The sequence below is a fragment of the Pseudomonas sp. c313 genome (assembly GCF_055407145.1).
Window position 1 is genome coordinate 150,852 of record NZ_JBUZRD010000004.1, and the last position, 16,206, is coordinate 167,057.

General features: G+C 62.8%; 12 protein-coding genes. All 12 read left to right on the forward strand.

Annotated elements, in window-relative coordinates:
* The first annotated feature begins 30 nt into the window (after positions 1–30).
* Positions 31–537 (forward strand): type VI secretion system lipoprotein TssJ, encoded by a 507-nt coding sequence (tssJ, locus tag ACZRKZ_RS14250; protein ID WP_463981889.1) that lies wholly within the window; start codon positions 31–33, stop codon positions 535–537.
* Between the two features lie 15 nt (positions 538–552).
* On the forward strand, positions 553–1,887 hold the full coding sequence (gene tssK / locus ACZRKZ_RS14255) for a type VI secretion system baseplate subunit TssK (RefSeq protein WP_463967604.1): 1,335 nt from the start codon (positions 553–555) through the stop codon (positions 1,885–1,887).
* Between the two features lie 6 nt (positions 1,888–1,893).
* Complete coding sequence (locus ACZRKZ_RS14260) at positions 1,894–3,189, forward strand: DotU family type VI secretion system protein (RefSeq protein ID WP_463981890.1); 1,296 nt, start codon at positions 1,894–1,896, stop codon at positions 3,187–3,189.
* On the forward strand, positions 3,186–6,686 hold the full coding sequence (tssM, locus tag ACZRKZ_RS14265) for a type VI secretion system membrane subunit TssM (RefSeq protein ID WP_463981891.1): 3,501 nt from the start codon (positions 3,186–3,188) through the stop codon (positions 6,684–6,686). The genes ACZRKZ_RS14260 and tssM overlap by 4 nt, the downstream gene beginning before the upstream one ends.
* Positions 6,683–7,336, forward strand: a complete 654-nt coding sequence (gene tagF, locus ACZRKZ_RS14270; protein WP_463967607.1) for a type VI secretion system-associated protein TagF — start codon at positions 6,683–6,685, stop codon at positions 7,334–7,336. The genes tssM and tagF overlap by 4 nt, the downstream gene beginning before the upstream one ends.
* Positions 7,337–8,068 carry a PP2C family protein-serine/threonine phosphatase gene (locus ACZRKZ_RS14275; protein WP_463967608.1) on the forward strand — a complete coding sequence of 244 codons (732 nt, stop codon included), beginning with the start codon at positions 7,337–7,339 and terminating at the stop codon, positions 8,066–8,068.
* Positions 8,065–11,070 carry a serine/threonine-protein kinase gene (locus ACZRKZ_RS14280; RefSeq protein ID WP_463981892.1) on the forward strand — a complete coding sequence of 1,002 codons (3,006 nt, stop codon included), beginning with the start codon at positions 8,065–8,067 and terminating at the stop codon, positions 11,068–11,070. The genes ACZRKZ_RS14275 and ACZRKZ_RS14280 overlap by 4 nt, the downstream gene beginning before the upstream one ends.
* Positions 11,070–11,774 carry an ABC transporter ATP-binding protein gene (locus ACZRKZ_RS14285; protein WP_463981893.1) on the forward strand — a complete coding sequence of 235 codons (705 nt, stop codon included), beginning with the start codon at positions 11,070–11,072 and terminating at the stop codon, positions 11,772–11,774. The genes ACZRKZ_RS14280 and ACZRKZ_RS14285 overlap by 1 nt, the downstream gene beginning before the upstream one ends.
* Entirely contained in the window at positions 11,774–12,961 is a 1,188-nt protein-coding gene (locus tag ACZRKZ_RS14290) for an ABC transporter permease (RefSeq protein ID WP_463981894.1), read from the forward strand. The genes ACZRKZ_RS14285 and ACZRKZ_RS14290 overlap by 1 nt, the downstream gene beginning before the upstream one ends.
* Positions 12,954–14,666, forward strand: a complete 1,713-nt coding sequence (locus ACZRKZ_RS14295) for a formylglycine-generating enzyme family protein (protein WP_463967612.1) — start codon at positions 12,954–12,956, stop codon at positions 14,664–14,666. The genes ACZRKZ_RS14290 and ACZRKZ_RS14295 overlap by 8 nt, the downstream gene beginning before the upstream one ends.
* Positions 14,667–14,750: 84 nt before the next feature.
* Positions 14,751–15,677 carry a type VI secretion system-associated lipoprotein TagQ gene (gene tagQ, locus ACZRKZ_RS14300; RefSeq protein WP_463981895.1) on the forward strand — a complete coding sequence of 309 codons (927 nt, stop codon included), beginning with the start codon at positions 14,751–14,753 and terminating at the stop codon, positions 15,675–15,677.
* Positions 15,678–15,802: 125 nt separating this feature from the next.
* Positions 15,803–16,183, forward strand: coding sequence for a helicase (locus ACZRKZ_RS14305; RefSeq protein WP_350615131.1), 381 nt, complete (start codon positions 15,803–15,805; stop codon positions 16,181–16,183).
* The last annotated feature ends 23 nt before the right edge of the window (positions 16,184–16,206 follow it).

Consider the following 16,206-nt stretch of genomic DNA (forward strand, 5'->3'; position numbering starts at 1 on the left):
GACAGCTAAGTACGTCATTGAGGGCGCAGGATGATTCCCAGGTTTTTACTCGCAGTTGCCACAATGCTTCTGCTGACGGCGTGTGCCAAGGATGCAGCCCAGCCCGAGGCTTCCGAGGAGCAAGCCAACACTGCTGCCGTCGAGTTGCACTTCCATGCAATTGCCGGGCTCAACCCCGGCGCCAGCGGCCAACCGGCCCCGGTTAGGGTGCGGATTTTCGAACTGAAAAACGCCGCCACTTTCAGCCGCTCCGATTATTTCGCCTTGGCCGACCGCGCCCAGGCGACCCTCGGCCTGGACCTGATCGACCAGGACGAAGTGCAGATATTGCCCGGCCAACAGCTGAGCATCCAGCGCGACCTCGACCCGGCCACCCGTCAGATCGGCCTGCTGGTGGGCTATCGCGATCTGGACCAGGCGCTGTGGCGCACGGTGATCAGCGTGCCGCCCCGCCAATACACCGAATACCAGATCAGCCTTGATGTTCGTGCCGTGCGCGCTGACGTCGTGGTTCCCCCATCCAGCCCTGCCCAATAAGCAATCGGAGCCCCCATGTCCTGGAACAATCGAGTGGTCTGGTCGGAAGGCATGTTCATCGGAACGCAGCACTTTCAGCAGCATGACCGTTACCTGGAAAACCTGATCGACGCCCGCAGCCGCCCGTTGTCGGCCGGCGCCTGGGGCTTTTCCGAATTGCTGATCGACCAGGGCCTGCTGGCCCAGGGCAAGCTGGCCATTGTCTCGGCTCGTGGCCTGTTGCCCGATGGCACACCGTTCAATATTCCCCAGGATGACCTGGCGCCGAGCCCGCTGAACATCGACGACAACCTGCGCGATGGCCTGGTGTACCTGGCCTTGCCCCTCAAGCGTGCCGGCGCCCGCGATACTGTCGACGAAGGTGAAGCCCTCGGCGCTGCTCGTTATGTAAGCCAGGTGCGGGAAGTACGGGACGACAACGCCCCCTTCGAAAACCGTGCGCCAGTGGCTGTTGGCTCCCGGGCCTTGCGCTTGTTGACTGCCCAGGATGGCGTCAGCGATTACGCCGCCATTGGCCTGGTGCGGATCAAGGAAAAACGCGCCGACCGCGCCCTGGTGCTGGACGACAGCTACATCCCACCTGTGCTGGACGTGGCCGCGAGCAAACCGCTGACGGCGTTTCGCAGCGAACTGCTGGGCCTGCTGCACCAGCGCGGCGAAGCCCTGGCCGGTCGGGTGGTCGCATCCGGCGCCGGTGGCGCTTCGGAGATCGCCGACTTCATGCTGTTGCAACTGGTCAACCGCGCCCAGCCGCTGATCCAGCACCTGAGCCAGTTGAGCCCGCTGCACCCGGAGCGGTTCTTCAGCGAACTGGTGAGCCTGGCGGGGGAATTCTCCACATTCTCAACCTCCGGCCGCCGCCCTCTGGAGTTCCCGCAATACCAGCACGACGACTTGGCCCTGAGCTTCACGCCGGTGATGCAGGCCCTGCGCGAAGCGCTGTCGATGCTGATCGACAGCAAGGCCACGCCGATCCCGATTGTCGAGAAAGCTTACGGCGTGCACGTGGCGATGCTGGCCGATAAAACCCTGATCGATACCGCCAGTTTCATTCTCGTGGTGCGCGCTGACGTGCCCGGTGAAACCTTGCGCGGTCGCTTTGCCCAGCAGAGCAAGGTCGGTTCGGTGGAACACATCCGCGACCTGGTCAACCTGCAACTGCCGGGCATCGGCCTGCTGCCGCTGCCGGTGGCGCCACGGCAGATTCCGTACCACGCCGGCTCCACTTATTACGAGCTGGACCGGGGCAGCGAGCACTGGCAGCAACTGATCCATTCCGGCGGCTTTGCGTTCCACATTGCCGGGCAGTTCCCGGGTTTGAACCTGGCTTTCTGGGCCATCCGAGGATAATCCGCGATGCATCCCAATGATGATGACCGCACCCAGTTCATGCCGCGTCCGGGTGGTCGTTCCCCGGAACCTGCTCGCGCCGAACCGACTGCTGCACCGCTGTCGATGCCGGCTGCACCGGTCCTGACCGGCACCGCCTGTGGCCTTAACCCGCTGGAAAGCGCCGCTGGCCCGCTGTTGGCGTTACTGACGCGCCTGCGAAACACCATTTCCCACCCGGCGCCGTCGAGCCTGCGGGCGCAATTGCTGGCCTACCTGCGCCAGTTCGAAGAGCGCGCCGAGGCCGCCGGCGTAGCCCGCAACGATGTGCTGCTGGCCCGTTACGCGCTGTGCACCGCCCTCGATGAAGCCGTGCTCAGCACGCCGTGGGGCAGTGCCAGTGACTGGGGCAAACAGAGCCTGTTGATCACCGTGCACAACGAAGCCTGGGGCGGCGAGAAGGTGTTCCAGTTGCTGGATCACTGCCTGCAAAGCCCGCGCGAACGCCTGTACCTGCTGGAACTGTTGTACCTGTGCATGTGCCTGGGTTTCGAAGGCCGCTACCGGGTAATGAACGATGGTCGTAGCCAATTGGAAGCCTTGCGCGAACGTACCGCTGCGGCCATTCGCAGTGCGCGCGGTGAGCATGAGCGAGAGCTATCGCCCCATTGGCGCGGCGTTACCGTGGCCCGTGATCGCCTGGCGCAATTCATGCCGCCGTGGATCGCCGTGGCCATCGGTCTCGCACTGTTGCTGGCACTGCTGTTCGGTTTGCGGATGAAACTGGCGTCGGACGCCGAGCCGGTGTTCAAAAATATTCATACCCTGGGGGAAATCCCGGTGCAGGCCATTGACCGCCCCGTGGTGCAGCCGAAAATCATCGAGCGGCCACGCTTGGCGGGCTTCCTCGCCGAAGACATCAAGGCCGGTCGTGTGGCGGTGGAAGATGCCGTCGACCGTTCCGTGGTGACTATCCGTGGCGATGAGCTTTTCGCCTCAGCCAGCTCCAGCATCGTCGATGACTTCCAGCCGCTGATGCTGCGCATCGCCGATGCCATCCGCAAGGTCAAGGGCCAGGTGCGTGTCACTGGGCACAGCGATAACCGTCCGATTGCCACCCTGCGTTTCCCGTCCAACTGGGCGCTGTCCGAGGCGCGGGCCAAGTCGGTGCTGGAGATTCTCGCGGCCAAGACCGGCCAGCCGGACCGCTTCAGCGCCGAGGGTCGCAGCGACACCGAGCCGTTGGCGTCGAACAACACAGCTGAAGGCCGTGCGCGCAATCGCCGGGTTGAAATCACCGTATTGGCGGAGGGGGTCGAGTGAAGGCGTTTTTCAGTTTTGTGATTCGCTGGGTGATCCCGCTGCTGGGCCTGATCGCCTTGAGCCTGATCATCTGGTTTGTCGGGCCGCTGCTCGAAATGCTGGTGCCGGAAGGGCGTCGTTGGGCGCTGATCATCCTGGTATTCGCGGTATGGATCGCCTATCGCGTTTTCCGGATTATCCAGGCGCGCCGTCAGGCCGCCGAAGTGATGCGCAGCCTTGCGGCAGAGACCCCGCCGGACCCCGCCAGCGTCGCCACTGCCGAAGAACTGGCGACCCTGCGCCAGCGTATGGACGAAGCCTTGGTGCTGTTGAAGAAAGCCAAGCTGGGCGGTGACGAACGCCGCAACCTGTACGAGCTGCCGTGGTACGTGATCATCGGCCCGCCGGGTTCGGGCAAGACCACCGCGCTGGTCAACTCCGGGCTGCACTTCCCGCTGGCGGCGCAACTGGGCGCTGGTGCGGTGCGTGGCGTGGGCGGCACCCGCAACTGCGATTGGTGGTTCACCGACCAAGCCGTATTGCTGGACACCGCCGGCCGTTACACCACCCAGGACAGTGACGCCACGGTGGATAAAGCCGCGTGGCTGGGCTTCCTCGACCTGCTGAAAAAGCAGCGCTCCCGTCGTCCGATTGACGGCGCGTTCATCGCCATCAGCCTGTCGGATCTGCTGCTGGGCAGCGATGCTGAGCGTGCCGCCCATGCTGCGGCGATTCGCTTGCGCATCCAGGAGCTGTACACCCAATTGGGCGTACGCTTCCCGATCTACCTGATGCTGACCAAGCTTGATCTGGTGCCAGGCTTCATGGAGTTCTTCGACAACCTGAGCAAGGAAGAGCGGGCCCAGGTGTGGGGCATGACCTTTGCCCTGGACGACGGCAAGAATAGCGACAGCCCGCTGGCTCATCTGCAAAGCGAGTTCGCTGGCCTGGAACAACGCCTCAATGATCGCCTGGTGGAGCGCCTGCAACAGGAGCGTGACCCGGCACGTCGTGACCTGATCTACGGCTTCCCACAGCAGTTCGGTGCGCTGAAGGATTGCCTGCAAAACTTCCTCGAAGGCGTGTTCAAACCCAACGCCTTTGAAGAGCGTGTATTGCTGCGCGGTGTGTATTTCACCAGCGGTACCCAGGAAGGCAGCCCGATTGACCGGCTGATCGGCGCCATGGCCCAAAGCATGAACCTGGACCGCCAGCACCTGGCGCGGCAGAGCGGCACAGGGCGCAGTTACTTCATCGAAAAACTCTTTACCGCCGTGGCCTTTGCCGAGCGCGGATTGGTCGGGGTCAACCCCAAGGTCGAGCGGCGGCGCAAATGGATCGCCCGTGGCGTCCTGGCCGCGACCGTGGCATTGGTGTTGGTGGTCAGCACCGTATGGTGGATCAGCTACCGCGCCAACCAGGCCTATATCGCCCAGGTCGATCAGAAGCTTGCACCGCTGGGCCAGACCGTACAAAACCTCAGCCCGGCGCAACGGGATGTCCTCGCGGTGCTGCCGTTGCTCAACGCGGTGAAGAACCTTGCCGGTGATTCCCCAAGCTGGGCTGAAGGCCTGGGCCTGTATCAGGGCGACATGCTCGAAGCCGAGTCTGGCAGCGTCTATCGCAAGTTGCTGATCGCGGTGTTTTCGCCACGGCTGGTGACGCGCATCGAAGAGCAACTGCACGGCGGCGGCAACTCCGACTTCCTCTACGAAGGCTTGAAGGCCTACCTGATGCTCGCCGATAACGAGCATTACGACCCGGACTTCATCAAGGCCTGGATCGCCCTGGACTGGGACCGCAACCTGCCGCGCGACCTGCCTGCCGATCAGCGCCAGGCACTGATCGGGCATTTGCAGGCGTTGTTCGAACGTCACCCGCCGAACGCACGCCTTGACCCGCGCCTGATCGACGACTTGCGTCGGCAGCTGCAACAACTGCCCGTGGCCCAGCGCGTCTATGACCGGGTCAAACGCCAGAAACTGCCGGATGGCGTGCCGGACTTTCACATCAACGAAGCTGCCGGTCGTGATGCCGCGCTGGTGTTCAGTCGCAAGAGCGGCAAGCCGTTGGGCGACCCGTTGAGCGGCCTCTTCACCGCCAAGGGTTATCGCCAGGGCTTTTTGCTCACCAGCCTGAACCAGGCCGGCACCCTCGCTGAAGAGCAGTGGGTGCTGGGCCATGAGCCGGCCGATCAGCAGAACGTTGTCAGCCTTGCTGCCGATGTGCGCCGCCTGTATTTCCAGGACTATCAACGCCAGTGGGATGCCTTGCTGGCGGATATCGACTTTGTGCCGATCACCAGCGTGGCCCAGGCGGCCGACGTTTTGCGGGTGATTTCCGGCCCGACCTCGCCGCTGAAAAAGCTGCTGGTGGCGGTGGCCAAGGAAACCGACCTGCAACAGGAAGAGCGCTTGCTGGCCGCCAAGGGGGCGCCGGTGGGAGGCGGTGTCGACAAGCTCAAGGAGCGCCTGGGCAGTTTGCTCGGCCAGGAGCAACCCGCGGCAAACACTCCGGCGACCAGCGAAGACCCGGTGACCACGCACTTTGCCGAACTCAACAGCATCGTCAGCAAGAGCGAAGGTGATCCAGCCGCCATCGACGGCCTGCTGGCGGATATGAATGCGCTGTATGTGCAGGTCAGTGCCATGGTTGGTGCCAGTGGCGACGCCTTGCTCGGCGAGGCCAAGAACCAGGCAGCGGCTGCGGCCACGCGGGTCAGCCTTAACGCCGAACGCCAGCCGCCGCTGGTGCAAGGCTTGGTCAAGTCGGTGGTCAACTCCACCACCAACAGCATGATGGGCGGGGTGCGCAATCAACTGAACGCAGCCTGGGTCAGCGAAGTGGTCAACGTCTACCGCCAGTCCCTGGCGGGGCGTTATCCGATGTCCCCCGGCAGCGCCCGCGATGCGACGTTGGATGACTTCGGCCAGTTCTTCGGTGTGGGCGGGGTGATGGATAACTACTTCCGCAAATACCTGCAGCCTTATGTCGACACCTCGACGCAGACCTGGCGCTGGCAGCCGGGCGCGGCGCAGAAGCTCGGAATTGCGCCGGGTGTGCTGCAAACCTTCCAACGCGCAGCGACCATTCGCGATGCGTTTTTCCGCGCTGGAGGTACTCAGCCGATTGTACGTTTCGAACTCAAGCCAGTGGCGATGGACGCGACGATCACTCAGTTCCTGCTTGACCTGGACGGCCAGCAACTGAGCTACGACCACGGTCCAAGCCGTCCGGTCGCCATGCAATGGCCCAACCCTGGCAGCATCGGCGTGGTGCGGATTTCCATCATGCCGCCGTCGGCCAGCGGTCGCTCTGGCGTCACTCTGGACGGTCCGTGGGCGTGGTTCCGTTTGCTGGAGCAGTCGGACCTGACTGCCGGCAATTCGCCGGACCGCTTCAACCTGCGGCTGCGGGTCGACGGCGCGAGCATTTCCTACGAGCTGCGGGCCAACAGTGCCTTCAACCCGTTCAAGAGCCGCGTGCTCAGTGGCTTCAGCCTGCCGGAGCGGCTATGAAAACGCTGGGTTTCTACGGCAAGTTGGCCAGTCGCGGGGACTTTGTCAGCCGCGCTCTGCCGCAAAGTTTTATCGGCCCCTGGGACAGCTGGCTGGCGGCAGGTTTGCTCGCCAGTCAAGGCAGCCTCGGCGGTGATTGGTTGAATACGTATCTGGTCAGCCCGTTGTGGCGCTTTGTGCTGGCGCCGGGTGTGTGCGGGCCGGACGCCGCCGTCGGTGTGGTGATGCCGAGCATCGACCGGGTCGGGCGTTATTTCCCGCTGACGGTCGCGACATTGCTGGGTCACGACACCGATCCTGCTTCGGTCATCGGCGGCCCTGACGCCTGGTTTGAACAGGTAGAGGAGTTGCTGTTGAGCACCCTGGACGTGGATGCCAGCTTTGAAGGTTTCAGCGAGGGGCTTGAGGCCCTGGGTGGCCCGGCGACTCGGCCGCGCACGTTGGGCAGTCGCTTTGCCGGCCTGCAACGGTTTACTGCCATTGATCCGCAAGCACGGATGACGGTGCTCGCCGAACAGGCCTGCGAAGGCGCGAGCCTGTGGTGGGGACGTGGTTCGGAACGAATTTCCCCAGGTTTGATGCGGTGTCAGGGCCTGCCGCCCGCCGCTGATTTTGCGCAATTTTTGCTCGGACAAGAAGGTGTTGTGTAGATGCGGTCCACCCTAGGCGTCACCTTTAAATCCGCGAGCAAGAGCCACGTCGGCATGGTCCGCCAGGTCAACGAGGACGCGTGTCTGGACCTGCCGGAAAACGGCCTGTGGGTGGTTGCTGATGGAATGGGCGGTCATGCGGCCGGCGATTATGTCAGCAGCTTGATTGTCGACAGCCTGCGCAGCATTCCCGTGGGCCGCTCCCTGGATGAATATGCTTCGGCGTTGCGCAGTGACTTGAATCGAGTCAACGCGGCGGTGCGTGAAGAAACCGCCAACCGTGGCGTGACGATGATGGGCAGCACCGTGGTGGTGCTGGCTGCGCGAGGCTTGCGTGGCGTGTGCCTATGGGCCGGTGACAGCCGCCTGTATCGTCTGCGAGACGGTGAGTTGGAACGCATTTCCCGCGACCACAGCTACGTGCAGGACCTGCAAGACAGTGGCCTGCTCAGCGAAGCCGACGCGCGGGTGCACCCTCGGGCCAATATCGTCACCCGCGCCATTGGCGTCGAGGCACAACTGGAGTTGTCGGTGGTCGACCTGCTGATCGCGCCCGGCGACAGCTACCTGCTGTGCAGCGATGGCCTGAACAAGACCGTCGAGGACCATGAGATCCACGAGGTGCTGAGCCATGACGAACCGGACGAAATTGTCCGCAGCCTGGTACACCTGGGGCTCAACCGTGGCGCGCCCGACAACATCACCGCCATCGTCGTGAAGGTTTCGCCATGAACATCGTCATTCCCGGTTACGACATCGAAGGCGAAATCGGCGAAGGCGCCATGGCCAGCGTCTACCTGGCGACCCAGCGTTCCCTGGAGCGCAAGGTGGCGCTGAAGATCATGGCCGCCGCGCTGGCCGCCGACCCGAGTTTCTGCGAGCGCTTCTTGCGCGAAGGCAAGACCCTGGCGCGGCTGTCCCACCCCCACACCGTGACTATCCATGACATTGGCAATGTCGGTGAGCTGTATTACATGGCCATGGAATACCTGCCCAACGGCACGCTCAAGGAGCGCATCGCCGCTGGCCTGACGCCGGAGCAGGGGCTGATCTACATCCGCCAGATAGCCTCGGCATTGGGTTATGCCCATGCCCAAGGGTTGGTCCACCGGGATGTCAAACCGGCGAATATTCTGTTTCGCGCCGATGGCACCGCTGTGCTGTCCGATTTTGGCATCGCCAAGTCCCTGGACGACCGCACCCAATTCACCCAGGCCGGTTTTGCTGTCGGTACGCCGAGCTACATGAGCCCGGAGCAGGCTCGGGGCCAGGACATCGATGGTCGCGCCGACCTCTATGCGCTGGGCGTGGTGCTTTACGAAATCCTCGTCGGCAAGTTGCCTTACACCGGCAACGATGCGCTTTCCACCGCGCTGGCGCACTTGACCGAGCCCTTGCCGGAATTGCCGGTGCACCATGGTCGTTATCAGGATGTGTTGCGCAAGTTGTTGGCCAAGGACCCGGCGGAGCGCTTTGCGGATGCGGCGGCGTTGCTATGGGCGCTGGATCACCTGCCGAAGGAAGCGGTGGAGGCGACGTTGATTCGGCCAGTGGTCATGCCGATTCCGGTCAGCACAGATCTGGCGGGACTGACCCCGGTGTCCATCGAGATTCCCACCGACAAGCCACAGCCACAGCCTGTGCGCCAGCCGGTGGTGACGCCGACGCAACACCGCGCCGTTTCCGAACAGCACCGTGGTCCGGTGCTGGCACTCGCCGCCGTTGCGGTGGCGGTCGCGTTGGCCATTGGCGGGGCGAGTTATTGGTGGATGAGTGACGATATGCCAGCCGCTCCACCGGCGGCATCAGTGGTCACGACGCCGCCCGTCAACACACCGACTGCGGTTAAGCCGCTAGTGGCCGATGTCGACGGCGGCCAGCGCCCATTGCTTATGGCCGGCAAAAAAACCTTGTTCCAGCGCGTGCTCAGCAAGCCCGGCGCCAAGCTCTCCGTTGAGGCAGGCGGCACTCCGGGCAGGGCCTTGCCGGCGTTTTCCGTGCTCTACGTTTATCAGCGCAAGGACATCGATGGCAGCCCTTGGCTGCGCATTGGCGCCGCCACCGACGGGCGCAGCGACGGCTGGTTGCCAGCCGCCCAGGTCAGTGACTGGAAGCAGAGCCTGGTACTCAAGTTCACCGAGCGCTCGGGCCGCGCCCCCGTGATGTTCCTGCGCCAATCCGGCGAAGTGGAAAAATTGTTGGCCGATCCTGCCGCGGCGAAAAGCCTGCTGCTCAAGGCGCAGAAAAACAGTGAGGACAACCAGCAGGTCCTGGCCCTGGAACCTACTGCCAGTGCCGTCCCGCAAAATCAGTTCTACCTGCTGCCGATCTTCGACTCCAAGGAGAGCTTCGACGAGAACGGCCAGCCGGTGCAGTTGCTCAATGTTGCCTCCATCGACCCCGGCAGCACGCCACAAACCGTGGCCAAATCCGCCACGCCCGTGATCAGCGCCAACGCCGATGCCTTCCGCACCGCCGTGGTGTTGGTGGTGGACACCACCGTATCGATGCAACCCTATATCGACCAGGTGCGCGATGTGGTCCACGAGCTGCAAACCCGCATCGCCGAGCGGGGCGAGCTGGGCAGCGTCAGCTTCGGCATGATCGGCTTTCGCAGCAGCATCAAGAAAACCCCCGGCCTGGAATACGTGGCCAAGACCCTCATCACCCTGGATCAGGGCCGCGACCCGCAACGCTTCCTCGACATGGCGCGGCAGGTCAAGGCCTCGACGGTCTCCAGCCACTCGTTCAACGAAGATGCGTTCGCCGGGGTGATGCAGGCGGTGGAAGGCATGGACTGGTCCGGCTATGGCGGGCGCTTGATCCTGTTGGTCACCGACGCAGGCGCCTTGCGCAAGAACGACCCGTTCGCCGCCACCCAAATGAACGAAGCCGAAGTGCGTCAGGCGGCGCTGGGCAAGCAGATCAAAATCTACGCCTTGCACCTGCGCACCGACGCGGGCAAGAAAACCCACAGCGGCGCTGAAACCCAGTACCGCATCCTGACTGCCGACGCCAACCCACAGATCGGCGATCTGTACACGCCGGTGTTCGGTGGCGACGTGCGCAAGTTCGGCGAGCGCGTCGATGAGATCGGTACCGTGTTCGCCAATCTGGTGCATCAAGTGCGCAGCAACACGCCGCAGCCGGTGCCGCTGCTCAGTGCTGCGCCGAGCCTGGCGGACAAGTCCGCCGCCGTCGGCTATGCCATGCACATGGATTTTCTCGGTCGAAAAACCGCCAGTCAGGCGCCGCAACTGGTCAGCGCCTGGACCGCCGACCGTGACCTGACCAACCCGGCGCTGCCGGCGTTTCAGGTGTGTGTGATGTTGACCAAACTGCAACTCAACGATTTGCAGCAGTCGCTGAAACTGATCGTCGATGCGGCACGTAAAACCCAAACCTCGCCGAAAGATTTCTTCCAGGAGATCGCCAGCGCCAGCGCCTACATGAGCCGCGATCCGTCGGCGTTGCGCAAGGGCGGCAACCTGGCCGACGGCGGCATTCTTGGTGAATACCTGGAAGGCCTGCCGTACCGCAGCAAATCGCTGAACATGACCCAGGACTTGTGGCTGTCCTTGAGCGTGGCTGAGCAGGAAGACTTTATCGACGAGCTGGATTCGAAAATCCGTCTCTACGAGACCTTCCACAACGATGTGGCCAACTGGGTCCGTTTCGGCGATGCCGAACCGGGTGATGCGTTGTACCGCGTGCCGTTGTCGACGTTGCCGTAATGCTGAATTTGAGCGCGGTGCACAAGAGCCGGGGCGTCGGTAGCCAGCGCTATAGCCTGGTGATTGCGGCGCTGCAACTGGGTGCCGGTGAGCAACTGGCGATTGTCGGGCCAAGCGGTTGTGGCAAAAGCACGCTGCTGGATTTGCTGGCCTTGGTGTTGGCGCCGGATCAGGCGGGGCAGTTTGACTTCAACCATGTCGACATCGCCGAGCTATGGCGTGCCGATCAGCAAAGTGCCTTGGCAGATCTGCGTAGCCGGCACCTCGGCTATGTGCTGCAAACCGGCGGCCTGTTGGGCTTTCTCGATGTGCGCGGCAACATTGCCCTGTCCCGGAAGTTGTTGGGTTTGAAGGACGACGGCAGCGTGGCACGACTCGCCGAGCAACTGGGAATCACCGATCAATTGGGCAAGAAACCGGCTGCCTTGTCCGTGGGCCAACGCCAGCGCGTGAGCTGCGCGCGGGCGTTGGCTCACGCTCCGCAGTTGTTGCTGGCCGATGAACCGACCGCGGCGCTCGATCCGCTGAACGCCGAGCGAGTGATGCAGGCGCTGTTGGCCCAGACCCGAGAAAGCGGCGTGTGCTGCGTAATCGCTACCCACGACGAACCTTTGGCTCGCGCCAGTGGCTTGCAGGTGCGGCGCATCAGTTGCCGTCGTGACGCCGACGGCGGCGTCACCGCCACCCTTGGGGAGGCCTGCTGATGCGCGGCGCGCTAGTGGCTTCCCTGGCCTGGCAGGATTACCGCAACGACGCCTGGCTGTCGGCCTGTTCGGTGTTGGCGCTGGTGGCGGTGATCGCGCCGTTGCTGGTGTTATTTGGCCTGAAGTTTGGACTGGTTAGCAGTTTGACCGAACGATTGGAGAATGACCCGGCCACCCGGGAAATTATTCCGTTGGGCGGTGGTCGATTCAGCAGTGCATTTGTCGAGCAGCTCAGCCAGCGCAGCGATGTGGCATTTGCCTTGCCGCGTACCCGGCAGATTGCGGCGACGGCACTGTTGGCTGGCGTGGTGACGGTGGAGATGCTGCCGACGACCGAAGGTGATCCGTTGTTGGCCGGGATGCCCATGCCTCAGGGTCTGGATCAGATCGTGCTGAGCCATACGGCTGCCGAGAAGCTGGGGGCGAAGGACGGGGATTGGCTGCAAGCGAGTTTTGGTCGCCAGGTGGCGGGTCGGGTTGAGGCGCAGCGCACTCGCGTTCAGGTGCTGAGCGTATTACCGCTGCAAGCGTTCGCCCGAGACGCAATCTTCGCGACGTTGGGCTTGCTGGAAGCGGCGGAAGATTACCGCGATGGCCGTGCGGTACCGGCGTTGGGCTGGGACGGCGATGCAGTCGGCGTGAGCGAGCAACGGGTGTACCCGGCGTTCCGCCTATATGCCCGCAGCCTGACGGATGTCGAGCCGTTACGGGTGTATTTCGCCGGGCAGAACCTATTGGTGTCGACCCAGGCCCAGACCATCGCCCAGGTGCAGTCGTTGAGCCGCAACCTGTCGATTGTGTTCTGGATCATTTGCGGGCTGGCTCTGGCCGGTGCGTTTGCCGCGATTTTTGCGGGCGCGCTGGCGGCAGTCGAGCGCAAGCGGCGGGAGTTGTCGGTGTTGCGTTTGTTGGGTTTTTCCACCGGCGCGTTGCTGCTGTTTGTGGTGTTGCAGGCGCTGTACAGCGCAGGTTTTGCCGCGTTGCTCGGCGGTGCCTTGTACGGTTTGGCCGAGTCGGCCTTGAACCAATTATTTGTGCAGGTGCCGGGCGAATACGCCAGCCACCTGCTGGCGCGTCATTACGCCCTTGCCCTGGTTGCAATCCTCGGCGTCAGCGCCGTGGCGGCAGCCTGTGGCGGTTGGCGAGTGGCACGTATCCAGGCTTCTGAAGGAATCAGAGATGTATAAGTTACTGGGCGCCGCCGTGGCGCTGAGCCTGGCCTCGATGGCTTGGGCCGATGAGGCGAGCGACAAGCTGGACAACCCCAAGCCGTTGGCCGATGACGTCAGCCTGCCGCTGCCGTGCGAAGGCAATATGGTGTTCCGTTATGCCTACGTGCTGGCGCAAGGCACCCTGGACGACCGCGAGATCAGCCTCGGCTACCCGTTCAGCGAAGGCGAGGCGGGCTATCAGCAGTCGTTTATCTCCGGTTATCGTCGGGACTTTATTAACGGTCAGTTCACCCTCAAGGATTTGCCCAAGGGCTGGAACAAGGTCATCGCGCCGTTGATGCCCAAGACCGACGCCAAGACTCCGCTCAAGCCGATGCTGTACTTCATCGGCAAGTACGAAGTCACTGCCCGCCAATACGCCCAGGTCATGTCCCAGGCGCAATCGCTAGCCAGTGGCGAACCGGCCCCGGCCTGCGACGCACCCTCCGGCATGGCCGGGCGCTTGCCCAAGGTCAAGTTGTCGCGCTTTGAAGCAGAACGCTTCTCGGCGGTGTACAGCGCGTGGCTGATGAAGCACCACCGCGAGTTGCTGCCGGTCAGCGGCCGGGGTTCTTCGGCAGACGATGGCGGCTTGGGCTTTGTGCGCCTGCCCACCGAAGTGGAGTGGGAATTCGCTGCGCGGGGCGGTCAAGCCGCGAGCCGCCAGGATCTGGAGGGCCGGCTGTTTCCGCGCCGAATTGAAGGCAGCGAAAGCGACGGCCCGTTGGCGGATTGGGCGGTGTTCAACCAGGTCGCTGGCGGCACCGGCCAGGCCGCGCGCTTGATGCCTATTGGCACCAAGTTACCCAACCCGATCGGCATGTTCGACGTGATTGGCAACGCCGCCGAAATGGTCCAGGAATCCTTTCAATTGGTCCACGCCGGGCGCCGCCAGGGCACCTACGGCGGCTTTGTGGTCAAGGGCGGTAATTACCTGGAAGGTGAGGGCACGCTGTTCACCGGCATGCGCCGCGAGTACCCGTTGTTCGCGGTTGATGGCACCGAGCAAAGCAACGAAACCACCGGTTTTCGCGTGGCCATTGGCGCATTGTCGGCACCCCGTTCGCGCTACAAGGAGCTGTTCGCCCAGTGGCAGAAAGAAGGTCGGCTGGCTTCGCTGACCGATGCCATCGATGACGCCCAGGACCCGACCAAGCGCCTGGACAGCATCATCGCCGCCAGCGTCGACCCACGCCTGCAAGCCGAGCTGGGCCTGGTTAACGAAGAGCTCAAACGCAACGTTTCGCTGATCGCCCAGCAGCGCGAGGAAGCGGCCGGCAACCTGATTCAGTCCGCCGCCCTGGTGGCCGAAACCATCAACAACTACAACATTCGCCTGACCAATCTGCAGAAGAGTCGTCAACAGTCCCTGGACGCCAAGGACGAGGCCAGCGCGCAGCTGTTTGCCACGGCTATCGACAATGGACGCAGCGCGCTGGACGGCGCGGTGGCGATCTATATCGACAACCTGGCCACCGGCACGCGCTACACCGATGCAGTGATTCAGGCGCAGTTTCAAAGGATCAAGGAAGAGTTGGATCGCAAGCCAGTACTGGGCAAGAGCCTGGTGACGCGTGCGACGTTATTCGTTCGTCATGTCGGCAACTACCGCAAGCAACAGCGGGCCGATCCGGCGGCGATATTGAAGGAATTGCTCGCAGCAAGCGGTCAGCGGTCTTGATCGCTGGTTGTACGGCGAGCTTGGAAGGGACTCAGGCGGCGGTGGGCCGTGCTGGGCTGGTCAAACTTAAACGAGAACACAACTATGCTTTTTTCCCGTAAGACGGTTTCCAAGCGTCATCTGCTGCTGATCGCCGCTGGCTTCAGCACTGTGCTGACTGGTTGCGCGACTTCACCTTCCTCCAAAGTGGCGTCGACCACCAAGGTCGAGTACTACCCGAGCTGCTACGAGCCGGTGCAACACCTGCGTGCCACTGATTCGGACATGACCAAGTCGGTCGTCACCGGTGCAGCCATCGGCGCTGCTGGCGGTGCACTGCTGGGCGCGCTGACCGGCGACTCCGACAAGCGCGGTCGCAATGCCGCCATTGGCGCAGCGGGCGGCGCACTGGCAGGCGGTGCGGCGGGTTACTACACCGAGCGCCAGAAGCAGGTCAGCGATGACAACCAGCGCATCGCCTCCTACGCCACCGACTTCAACAAGAGTGCCTCGGACATCGATCGCAGCACCTCTTACGCCAAGGCGTCCCAGCAGTGCTACCAGGGTGCGTTCACCAAGCTTGTAGCTGATAGAAAGGCCAAGACCGTCAACGACACCGAAGGTCGCAAGCGTCTGGCGGAAATCGTTGCCGGCCTCAAAGAGTCCAACGACCTGATCGTCGCCGTCAACGGCAAGGCCAGCGAAGACCTGAACAACTACACCCAGGCCTACGAGAAAGACCTGCAACAGGTGGGTGTTCAGCGTAATGACGTGGTAACCGTGGCCACTGCCGACGTTACCCCGGTCGTCACGCCTGCGAAAAAAGGCAAATCAACCGCGAAAGTCACCAAGCGTCCACCACTGCCTGTTGTGCCCAAAGAAGCGGTAGCTACCGAGAAGACCATCCAGGGCGTCAAGACCAAGCAAGCTGAAAGCAAGCAGGTCGCCAGCGCCGGCACCACCCAGGTCAATAGCATGTGCAAAAACCCTGACCTGGGCGACTGGGCACCGGTTCCTTGCCCTAACGTCTGAGCAAAGTTGTTGCTATAAGCGGTAAACACAAGCCGATCTCCTGCTAACGCGGGAGATCGGTAGCGTTCTGGGCACAAATCGTTAAACTGCTGCGGCCACCCAATAATTACACTGAGGCCGTGTGCATGAAATTTCGTTTTCTTCTGTGGATGCTGGGCCTGTTGATGGGCAAAGCCAGCCGCAATAATCCTGCGTTCCAGCAACAGCTGGGTGACAAGGACCTGGCGTTTCAGCTGCAGACCCTCGACGGCAAGGTTGCCCGTCACTTCATCGTCAAGAACCAGCGCATCACCAGCCGTTCGGGTGTTCACCCCGAGCCTGCGTTCGCTATCGTCTTTAAAGATGCCGCCTATGGCTTCGCCACGATGCAGGCGAAGAACAAGCAACTGGCGTTCATGACGGGCATTCAGGACAAGTCGATCCAGATCAAGGGCAACCCGGCACTGGTGATGTGGTTCCAGGGGTTGACCAAGTATTTGAAGCCGAAGAAAAAGCCGAAGGCTTAAACAGAGTCGGAGCAGCTCCATGT

Excerpts from the sequence above, each read along its gene's own strand:
- tagQ (WP_463981895.1), top strand. The coding sequence starts at position 14,751 with ATGCTTTTTTCCCGTAAGACGGTTTCCAAGCGTCATCTGCTGCTGATC.
- ACZRKZ_RS14260 (WP_463981890.1), top strand. The coding sequence starts at position 1,894 with ATGCATCCCAATGATGATGACCGCACCCAGTTCATGCCGCGTCCGGGT.
- tagF (WP_463967607.1), top strand. The coding sequence starts at position 6,683 with ATGAAAACGCTGGGTTTCTACGGCAAGTTGGCCAGTCGCGGGGACTTT.
- ACZRKZ_RS14275 (WP_463967608.1), top strand. The coding sequence starts at position 7,337 with ATGCGGTCCACCCTAGGCGTCACCTTTAAATCCGCGAGCAAGAGCCAC.
- ACZRKZ_RS14290 (WP_463981894.1), top strand. The coding sequence starts at position 11,774 with ATGCGCGGCGCGCTAGTGGCTTCCCTGGCCTGGCAGGATTACCGCAAC.
- ACZRKZ_RS14305 (WP_350615131.1), top strand. The coding sequence starts at position 15,803 with ATGAAATTTCGTTTTCTTCTGTGGATGCTGGGCCTGTTGATGGGCAAA.
- ACZRKZ_RS14285 (WP_463981893.1), top strand. The coding sequence starts at position 11,070 with ATGCTGAATTTGAGCGCGGTGCACAAGAGCCGGGGCGTCGGTAGCCAG.
- tssK (WP_463967604.1), top strand. The coding sequence starts at position 553 with ATGTCCTGGAACAATCGAGTGGTCTGGTCGGAAGGCATGTTCATCGGA.
- tssJ (WP_463981889.1), top strand. The coding sequence starts at position 31 with ATGATTCCCAGGTTTTTACTCGCAGTTGCCACAATGCTTCTGCTGACG.
- ACZRKZ_RS14295 (WP_463967612.1), top strand. The coding sequence starts at position 12,954 with ATGTATAAGTTACTGGGCGCCGCCGTGGCGCTGAGCCTGGCCTCGATG.
- ACZRKZ_RS14280 (WP_463981892.1), top strand. The coding sequence starts at position 8,065 with ATGAACATCGTCATTCCCGGTTACGACATCGAAGGCGAAATCGGCGAA.